This is a genomic window from Plebeiibacterium marinum (assembly GCF_026013615.1).
Classification (GTDB): Bacteria; Bacteroidota; Bacteroidia; order Bacteroidales; family Marinilabiliaceae; genus Saccharicrinis; species Saccharicrinis marinus_A.
Window position 1 is genome coordinate 135712 of sequence record NZ_JAPDPI010000009.1, and the last position, 10223, is coordinate 145934.

The window sequence follows — 10223 nt, forward strand, 5'->3', positions numbered from 1 at the left end:
ATGAGTTCAAGTAATCCATATTATAACATAGGGAGTAAGAATGGTATTGTTCAAATCCAACTAAACTATTGTTTGTTTTTGGAAAACAAAACCTATGAATATCGTGACGAACTTCTTTCATTGCTCGATGAGCTTTCAGAAAAAAGTGAAATAAAAGTGGTTATCATTACTAATGATCATCCATATTTTTCTTTAGAGAAATATAATGACCGCTGGAAAGAGTTTTTTAGCAACAAGGATTTTAAGGATGATGTACTTCGTGCCTTTCGCATTTTCGACCAGCTGGTAAACAAGCTGTACTCCTTAAAAAAAGTTATCCTTTCGGTTCTGTCGGCACCTTTGAATTCAATGTTATTTAATTTCAATTTAATAGCCGATGTAAGGATAAGTACCAACGAATTTTATTTGGATAACAACAATGATATGATGGTCAATATACCTAAGGGAAGCATCATGTATGATCAGTTTAAAATTGCCAATATAAATCCGGTAAAGCACTTATTCTTATCTGATAAGGTATTCCACCAACACTTGTTGAGCAACAACCTTGTCGACAAGGTATTCAGTCAGGAAGAACTTGATGACAGGGTATACGCATTGGCAGAAAGGTTTAAAAACATCAATTATGCAGAAATTGAAGCTGCAAAAATGGCAAAGTCAATTGATAACCTGGAGGAATTTGAAAAGCTGCTTCAAAGAGAGAATGCATTTTTAATTGCATGCATCAGGGAGAAACTGAATCCGGGATCCCAGAAAATTTATCGTTTTCATTAAAAACAGAAATAATGTACAAATATATATTTATTACAGTGTTTGCTACACTTTTATCTGTTGTTCAGGCGCAAGAGTTTCTTACGCTTGAACAATGCAGGTCCAAAGCAATCAATCACAATCAAGATCTAAAATCAGCACAAGCTGATCTGGCAATTAACATAGCTACATTAAAAATGAGCAAAAGGGCCATGTTACCCCAGTTTGATCTTTCAGCAACATACACCTATATGAATGATCCACAAGTAATGGATGTTCCCAGTTGGGAATTACCAACGGTTGATGGGGCTCCCAGCGGAGTTAAGTTCACAGGCTTGTACAAAGAATTAACATTCAACAACATGTACGACGGGGGCATTGATTTTAGCCTGCCACTATATTTAGGCGGCAAATTAAGAAACTACATAAAAATGTCGTCAATTGGTGTGGATATCTCGGAAAAGAATGTGGATAACACTCGTGAAAACCTGATCCTGGAAATAGATCAAAAATATTGGAACCTGGTTTCTTTAAAAGAGAATTTATTGGTAATCCAAAAATCTGTAAAACTCCTGGAGGATGTAGTTCAAGAAACAAGCAACATGTATCACGCCGGCATCCTAACCAAAAATGAAGTTTTAAAAACACAGGTTGAATTAAACAATACCAAACTGGCTATGATTCAGATGAAAGATAATATCCAGTTGGCTAAGATGGCCCTCAATCAAAGCATGGGGAATGGCATCTTAGATGAAATAGCCATTGCCGATTCTGTTATCATCCCCGATCAAAAGCCTGTTTCTGTTGACGAAATTGAAACTATTGCCAGCAACAGAAAAGAATTGAAAATCATGGAAGGTCAGGTTGGAATATCAACAGCCGATATAAACATAGCCAGATCCGACTATATGCCACAGCTTGTTTCGTTTGCAAATTACGGATTTCAAAACCCAACTCATAAGGCAGAAGACAAAACTGAATTTACATGGGTTGCCGGCTTATCTTTCTCCATGCCTGTTTTTCATTGGGGTGAAAAAAACCTTGCACTGGAAAAAAAGAAATTAGTGAACCAAAAAGCCAGATTAAACTACGATAAAGCCAAAGAAGGTATCATTTTACAGATTCAGCAGAGTGCTTTCAACTTAAATGAATCATTGGTAAAAATATCCTTTACAAAAGCATCATTGAATCAAGCTGAAGAAAATTTGAAACTTGAAATGAACAGATTGACTCAAGGCATTGTTACTACTACTAATGTTTTAGATGCCCAGGTACAGTGGCAAAAGGCCAACTCTGATTTTATTTCAGCCAAGGTAAATTATAAAATAAATAAGTCAAATTATTTAAAAACTATCGGACAACTAGAGATATAAAACAATATAGTGTGTTGTAAAACATGACATTGATAAGGCAAATAATTTCTATTAGACACACCTATTTATTAGAATTATATTTGTTTTGTATAATCATTTGTCAGGCGATTTATTTACTTTTAACAAAAAGAATTTTACTTGCTATTGCACACACCTTATTTCACAAGTAAATATTTCTGATTGATCGGCATAAAATGATATTTCATACATATTTTTAAGGAAAGCGATCCTCATTGGGCTAACTTTAACAATATTTCCTTAACTAACATTGTTGGATTAGCCTTGAGGTTAATTTTCCTAATTATTGAATGATATCATTTTTTATTTTCAACTAACTTAAGATATTTAAGAACGTTGAAGTCTTAAAATGCCTAACCCGAAGTGGTATCTTAAAATGAAACTATTAAAGTTAAATTATATATAGAATCATGCAATCAAAACTTCAAGAATTAACCGATAAGCTATATGCAGAAGGAATTCAAAAAGCGAATTCCGAAGCAGAAGCAATTATCGAAAATGCCCGGCAAGAGGCAGAAAAAATTGTTGAGGAAGCAAGCAAAAAAGCTTCTAAAATTGTTGAAGATGCAAACGGGAAAGCTGCGGAGGCAAAAAGAAATGTCGATGCTGAGATTAAACTGGCTTCACTTCAGGCAATTTCTTCCTTACAACAAGAAATTAGTAGCAGCATAACCGTGAAGGTATCCGAACCTGGTGTAAAGGAGGTTTTTACCGACAAGGATTTTGTTCAAAAACTAATATTGAAAGTAGTGGAAGGCTGGTCAAAAACAGGCAACTTTGACATTAACCTGATTCTTCCCGAAGCTGAAAAAACAGAATTGGAAAAGTTCATAAAGAACAGCCTTGCTGCCGAAATCAACAAGGGAATTGAATTTGAATTTGACAAAGGAGTTAAATCCGGATTTAAAGTAGGCCCTAAAGACGGAAGCTATGTTATCAGTTTTGAAGAGAACAATTTCCAAAACTTTTTTAAATCTTTCCTCCGTTCAAAAACCAATCAATTGTTATTTGAAGAGTAATCAACATGACAAAAAACTACTATTGTTTGGTTGCCGGGTTGCCTGATATTCTATTGGGTGATAAAAAAGTCTTGTATAATTCCTTGATCTTGCGCGAAGAGCTAAGCAACGACCTGGAAAAAAAAGATTTTGAAAAGGCACAAGCACTCTACTTTCCATTTGATCATTACAACCTGATAAGCTTGCTGTACCAGCAACATAAGGAGTTCGATCCAAGGGGTGTATATACTTCCCTCGAACTTGAAGAGCTTACTGATAAGAAAAATATCGAAGGTATTGATAAGGAAAAGTACCCAGGTTACTTAATTGATTTTGTTACTCACGTACTCTTTGCAGAAGAAAAAGTGCCCATAGTTGAAGCTGAACTGCTCTTGTTTAGAAAATACGTCAACTACCTGCAATCTTTTTCAAACGAGTTCTTAAATAATTATATCGATTTTGAAATCAATATAAAAAATGTACTTACTGCATTGAATGGCCGGAAATATGAAGTTTCGGTTGAACACGAATTATTAGGAAAAGGGGAAATTGTAGAGGCTTTGGTAAAAAGTCGATCGAGAGATTTTGGATTGGCAAACGAACTGGAATACGTTGACTCTCTAATCCAAATACATGAAGAAGAGAACCTGATGGAGCGCGAACTGAAAATAGACCGCTTGAAATGGGAGTACCTTGATGAAACCACATTCTTCCATTACTTTACCATCGAAAAGGTTTTAGCCTTTATTTACAAATTGTTAATAGTTGAACGATGGATTTCTTTGGATGAGGAAGAAGGAAGAAAGTTGTTTCAGCAATTGGTCAGTGAATTGGAAAATAGTTATGAATTTCCTGAAGAATATAAGTTAAGCCATGGAAAGAAAAAGTAAAACTACCGGAGTTGTAGCCGGTATTATCGCCAACCTCGTTATTGTTGAGGTTGATGGACCTGTGGCCCAAAACGAAATTTGCTTTATTCACCATCCGGAAAGCAACCTGATGGCTGAGGTAATTAAAATTTTGGGTAAAAATGTATATGTACAGGTATTTGAAAGTACCCGTGGATTAAAAATTGGGACTAAGGTACAGTTTGAAGGACACCTTCTGGAAGTGACCCTGGGGCCTGGTATCTTATCCAGAAACTACGACGGGCTTCAAAATGATTTAGATAAAATGGAAGGTGTTTTCCTTAAAAGGGGCGATTACACCGATCCTTTAAACAGGACTATAAAGTGGGACTGGAAACCATTGGCTAAACCGGGAGATGAAGTAATTGCCGGAAGCTGGTTGGGAGAAGTTCCTGAAAATGGGATGCCGCACCGCATCATGGTTCCTTTTAAATTTGAAGGCAGCTATGTGGTAAAAAGCGTGGTTGAGCCCGGCCAATATACAGTTGATGATGTAGTGGCTGTGGTAACCGATGCTGACGGCAACGACATTGAACTTACTATGGTTCAAAAATGGCCTGTTAAAATGGCGGTAAAAGCCTATAAAGAAAAACCGCGCCCATTTAAATTACTGGAAACAGGTGTACGTACACTGGATACATTAAATCCCATAGCAGAAGGTGGAACAGGTTTTATACCGGGACCTTTTGGAACTGGGAAAACCGTGTTACAGCACGCAATTTCTAAATACGCGGAAGCTGATATCGTAATTATTGCAGCATGTGGTGAACGAGCCAATGAGGTGGTTGAAATCTTTACAGAATTCCCCGAATTGGAAGATCCACGAACCGGACGTAAACTGATTGAACGAACAACCATTATAGCAAACACATCAAATATGCCTGTTGCAGCGCGTGAGGCATCTGTATATACAGCAATGACATTGGGAGAATACTATCGCTCAATGGGATTAAAAGTGCTACTAATGGCTGATTCTACCTCTCGTTGGGCCCAGGCCTTGCGTGAAATGAGTAACAGGCTGGAAGAGCTTCCCGGACCGGATGCTTTCCCAATGGACCTAACAGCGATTATTACAAGTTTTTATGCACGTGCGGGCTTTGTATACCTTAACAATGGCGAATCAGGTTCTATTACTTTTATTGGAACTGTTTCACCTGCCGGGGGTAACTTAAAAGAGCCGGTAACAGAATCTACACGTAAAGCAGCTCGCTGTTTCTATGGTTTGAATCAAACAAGAGCCGATGGTAAGCGCTATCCGGCAATCGATCCAATAGATAGTTATTCAAAGTATCTTGAATACCCTGAAGTAATGGAATATTTAAGCCAGAACGTGGGTGAAAGCTGGTTGGATAGCGTAATGAAAACAAAAACATTATTGTTACGGGGTAGAGAAGCTCAGGAGCAAATCAATATCCTTGGTGATGATGGTGTGCCTTTAGAATTTCATGAGCGTTTCTGGAATTCAGAATTGATCGATGCGGTAATCCTTCAGCAAGATTCATTTGATAAGATTGATGCCAACTGTCCGATGAACAGGCAAAAATATATGCTTGAAAAAGTGCTTGATATTACAGATAAAAAATTCAGCTTTGAAACATTTGAGGATGTAAATGGATTTTTTAAAAGAATCATCAACCATTTAAAACAGATGAATTATTCAGAGTGGGAATCTGATAAGTTTAAAACTTACGAAAGTGAGCTTGAAGATATCATGAAAGAACGCTTAAATTAAAATTATAGATGCATGGAAACGCAAGCATTTCAAAAAGTATATACTAAAATCACAAACCTTACAAAAGCAACTGTAACGTTAAAAGCATCTGATGTTGGTTACGATGAAATGGCTCTTGTAAACGGGCGTATGGCCCAAGTGGTAAAAATTATGCGCGACGAGGTAATTCTTCAGGTATTTGGTGGTACCGAAGGCATTCCTACAAACGCTGATGTCGTGTTCCTTGGCCGCCCTCCACAATTAAAAGTGGGAGAGCAACTGGCCGGACGCTTTTTTAACGCCTTTGGCGACCCTATTGATGGCGGACCAGAAGTTGAAGGACGTACCATTGATACAGGTGGCCCTTCGGTAAATCCGGTTCGTAGAAAACAGCCATCACAGTTGATTGCTACCGGTATAGCCGGGATTGATCTGAACAATTCATTGGTTACCGGACAAAAGATCCCATTCTTTGCCGACCCCGACCAGCCTTACAACCAGGTTATGGCCAACGTGGCGCTTAGGGCAGAGGCTGATAAAATCATTCTTGGTGGCATGGGATTGTCTAACGACGATTACCTGTATTTTAAAAATGTATTTGATAATGCAGGTGCTTTGGACCGGATTGTCAGTTTTGTAAATACAACGGATGACCCTCCTGTAGAACGACTGTTGATACCGGATATGGCACTAACTGCTGCAGAATATTTTGCAGAAGAGAAACAACAAAAAGTATTGGTTCTGCTTACGGATATGACACTTTATGCCGATGCATTGTCTATTGTGTCCAACCGTATGGATCAAATCCCATCAAAGGATAGTATGCCCGGATCATTGTATTCTGACTTAGCCCGTATTTACGAAAAAGCGGTACAGTTCCCACATGGAGGTTCTATTACAATTATTGCCGTTACAACCTTAAACGGTGGTGATATCACCCACGCTATTCCGGATAATACAGGATATATTACTGAGGGACAGTTATTCTTGCGTATGGATTCGGATGTAGGTAAGGTTATTGTTGATCCATTCCGAAGCCTGTCGCGTTTAAAACAATTGGTAATCGGAAAACAAACCCGCGAGGATCACCCTCAGGTGATGAATGCAGCAATTCGTTTGTATGCCGATGCAGCTAATGCAAAAACGAAACAGGAGAATGGGTTCGATCTGACTGATTACGACGAACGTACCCTAAAATTTGCTAAAGAATACTCTGAGCAGATTTTGGCTGTTGACATTAATATCGACACAGAAAAGATGCTAGATACCACATGGGATTTATTCAAAGAAAACTTTAGTCGCGAAGAAGTTGTAGTTCGTCAGGAGTTTGTTGAAAAATATTGGAGAAAATAAGTACAAAGTGTAAAGTTAAAAGTAGCAGGCAAGCTTACTTTCAACTTTAAAACTTTTGTTACTTTCAACTTAAGTATATGGCCGTAAAGTTTCAGTACAATAAAACCTCTCAGCAGCAAATGGATAAGCAGCTCAAAATTCGTGAGCGCGCTTTACCAACGCTTCAAAACAAGGAAGCTGCACTGCGCATTGAGGTTAAAAGAGCAAAAAAACGGGCAGAAGAGCTCGGTCGCGAACTTGAAACCAAAATGGCTGATTTAGATAAAATATCTCGACTTTGGGGCGAGTTTGACCCAACAATTCTTTCGATAGAAGATGTTGTGTTAGATCGTAAAAAGATTGCCGGAGTACAAACCCCGGTTTTAAAAGATGTTGTATTTAAAAAAGAGCCGTTTGCACTTTTTAGTAAACCTGTATGGTTTTTAGATGGCATAAACATTATTGAAGCACTTGCCAGGATTGGTATAGAAAAAGAAGTTTTTGTCAGGAAAATGGAGCTGCTTGATGTAGCCCGTAAAAAAACCACTCAAAAGGTTAACTTATACGAAAAGGTACAAATACCTGGATATAAAGAAGCTATCAGGAAAATTAAACGTTTTCTGGAAGATGAGGAAAATTTGTCCAAATCAGCCCAGAAAATTGTAAAAAACCGTCAACAAGAAATGGAGGTGGAATCATGATAGTACCAATGTTTAAATATTCCTTTTTAGTCCACCATGCCGATTTTGAGCACTTTAGGGATGCCTTGAAAAAACGGGGGGTGTTACATGTGATAGAACAGGATATTGAACCGGAGGCTGAGATATTGGATAATGTTCAGCTCTTAAGCGAAATCAAAAGGTATCAAAAGAATCTTGAAGGACGAAAAGAACCGCAAAAACAAGTAGATATCCAGGTTCCTACATCTGGTGAAGCTTTAATTCAGCTGATTAAAGAAAAAAACACTTCGCTGGATGCACTTTTGCACGAAAAGCAAAATTTACAGAAGGAACTTGAATCCCTAAGTCCATGGGGAAATTTTATCTGGGACAAGATTCACCTTTTAAAGGAAGAAGGGATTGAAACACGATTCTTCTACTGTCAGGCAAAAAAATATGATAGTAAGTGGGAAGAAGATTATAGCATAGCGCCGGTTTCTGAAACCAAAGGCATATCCTATTTTGTGCTATTTGATTCAGAAGGATCAACTTTGGACATCGACGCTGATGAGGTAAAGATTCCTGAAAGCACATTATCGGAGGTGGAACAACAGCTGAACGCTATCAAAGCAAAAGTTGATATTGTTGGGCAGGAATTGGATGTAATTGCCCAAAAAGGCAAGGACATCCTTGACAACTATGCTCATGTTATCCAGGATAAATTAAATGATACCAGCTTTAAGAACAGTGCGGATGATCATGCCGAAGGAAGAATAAAGTTGATTGAAGGTTGGGTGCCAAAAACAATGGATGATGCTTTTGAAACCTACATCAAAGAACAGTCGGTATACTATTTACGATCGGAATGTTCGAAAGAAGAAAAGGCACCTGTGTTATTGAAGAACGGTAGGTTTTCAAAACTATTTGAGCCCATTGGAAAACTGTTTTCACTTCCTACTTATACAGAGTTGGATATGACACCGTTTTTTGCTCCGTTCTTTTTCTTGTTCTTTGGTTTTTGCTTTGGTGATGCCGGATACGGACTATTGTTTGTTTTGGCAGCAGGATTTGCAAAATTAAAAGTAAACAAAGATTTTAAGCCGGTTTTATCCCTGGTACAGTGGCTGGGATTGGCAGCAGTAATTTTTGGGGCAATAACAGGAACTTTCTTTGGTGTAAAACTGATGGATATTAACATTCCTCTGTTTGTAAAACTAAAGGAAACCTTTCTTACAGACCAGCAAATGTTTAACCTGGCACTGGGAATGGGCTTTGTACAAATATTGTTTGGTATGGCGCTAAAAATAGTGAATGAAATAAAACAAGAAGGATGGAAATATTCGCTTGCTTCAGCAGGATGGTTCTTGTTCTTTATTTCTACTGCTATTATGGTCATTCTTGACTTTGTTGGCGGGCACGATAAATGGTTGTGGTCAGTACCTCACCTGATATTGATAGGCATTTCCTGTTTGGGAATTTTTATTTTCAACAACCCTAAAGGAAATGTGCTGCTAAATATTGGTGCTGGTTTATGGGATACTTACAATATGGTAACTGGTTTTGCCGGCGACCTGTTGTCGTACATCCGCTTGTTTGCCCTGGGGTTGTCAAGTGCCATATTAGGTCTGGTATTTAACTCCCTGGCCTTTGATTTAAGTCCTGACATCCCTGTTGTAGGGTGGATTATTACACTTGTTATACTGGTGTTTGGACACGGATTAAATATTTTTATGGCTGCATTGGGATCCATTGTACACCCGATGAGGCTAACTTTTGTAGAATTTTATAAAAATGCCGGGTTTGCCGGAGGTGGTAAAGAATATAAGCCATTTAAAGAAATTAGTAAATAACCTTTTTAAAAGAATATTATTATGAGCGCTATTGTTTTAGCTTACATTGGAATCGGAATTATGATTGCACTTACAGGAATCGGAAGTGCTTATGGAGTATCAATCGGTGGCAACGCTGCTATCGGTGCAATGAAAAAGAATGCAGATGCTTTTGGTAACTACCTTGTTCTAAGTGCCCTTCCCGGTACTCAGGGACTTTATGGTTTTGGTGCTTTCTTTATTTTTAACAGTGCAGGTATTTTAACACAGGATATAACCTGGGTACAGGCCGCTGCTGTATTTGGAGCTGGCTTAGCTCTTGGTTTAGTAGGTTTGTTCTCTGCATTACGCCAGGGACAAGTATGTGCCAACGGTATCGCCGGAATTGGTGCAGGTCATGATGTATTTGGTAACACACTTATTTTAGCTGTATTCCCTGAGTTGTATGCAATTCTTGGTTTTGCTGCTGCATTTATGATCAGCATTTCAATCTAAATATCAGAATATAGAATATAGAAATAAAGGGGCTTTTTTAAAGCCTCTTTTTTTTATAACAGATCGTTAGATTTTAGATAAGAGATAAGAGACTTATTTGCAAGATGCTTAAAATAAGATCTTTACCTAACTTGAGTTGATTTTATTAAG

At 38.0% G+C, this 10223-nt stretch carries 9 protein-coding genes; all 9 read left to right on the top strand.

The genetic code is table 11. From position 1 onward, the window contains the following. The 9 genes from OM074_RS06705 (at position 1) to OM074_RS06745 (ending at position 10073) form a co-directional block, all read left to right on the top strand. Positions 1-774, top strand: a complete 774-nt coding sequence (locus tag OM074_RS06705) for a Clp protease/crotonase-like domain-containing protein (RefSeq protein ID WP_301198673.1) — start codon at positions 1-3, stop codon at positions 772-774. Positions 775-785: 11 nt separating this feature from the next. Beyond that, positions 786-2123, top strand: coding sequence for a TolC family protein (locus OM074_RS06710; protein WP_301198674.1), 1338 nt, complete (start codon positions 786-788; stop codon positions 2121-2123). A 428-nt stretch (positions 2124-2551) separates the two neighbouring features. Beyond that, on the top strand, positions 2552-3160 hold the full coding sequence (locus tag OM074_RS06715) for a V-type ATP synthase subunit E (protein ID WP_301198676.1): 609 nt from the start codon (positions 2552-2554) through the stop codon (positions 3158-3160). A 5-nt stretch (positions 3161-3165) separates the two neighbouring features. After that, on the top strand, positions 3166-4029 hold the full coding sequence (locus tag OM074_RS06720; protein ID WP_301198678.1) for a DUF2764 family protein: 864 nt from the start codon (positions 3166-3168) through the stop codon (positions 4027-4029). Then, entirely contained in the window at positions 4013-5779 is a 1767-nt protein-coding gene (locus OM074_RS06725; RefSeq protein ID WP_301198680.1) for a V-type ATP synthase subunit A, read from the top strand. Before OM074_RS06720 ends, OM074_RS06725 begins: the two co-directional genes overlap by 17 nt. 12 nt (positions 5780-5791) lie before the next feature. After that, entirely contained in the window at positions 5792-7111 is a 1320-nt protein-coding gene (locus OM074_RS06730; protein WP_301198682.1) for a V-type ATP synthase subunit B, read from the top strand. Positions 7112-7188: 77 nt separating this feature from the next. After that, positions 7189-7791: a V-type ATP synthase subunit D gene (locus OM074_RS06735; RefSeq protein ID WP_301198684.1), complete on the top strand. Its 603-nt coding sequence runs from the start codon at positions 7189-7191 to the stop codon at positions 7789-7791. Further along, positions 7788-9599 carry a V-type ATP synthase subunit I gene (locus OM074_RS06740; protein WP_301198685.1) on the top strand — a complete coding sequence of 604 codons (1812 nt, stop codon included), beginning with the start codon at positions 7788-7790 and terminating at the stop codon, positions 9597-9599. The genes OM074_RS06735 and OM074_RS06740 overlap by 4 nt, the downstream gene beginning before the upstream one ends. A gap of 21 nt (positions 9600-9620) precedes the next feature. Then, entirely contained in the window at positions 9621-10073 is a 453-nt protein-coding gene (locus tag OM074_RS06745; RefSeq protein WP_301198687.1) for an ATP synthase subunit C-like protein, read from the top strand. Positions 10074-10223: the final 150 nt, after the last annotated feature.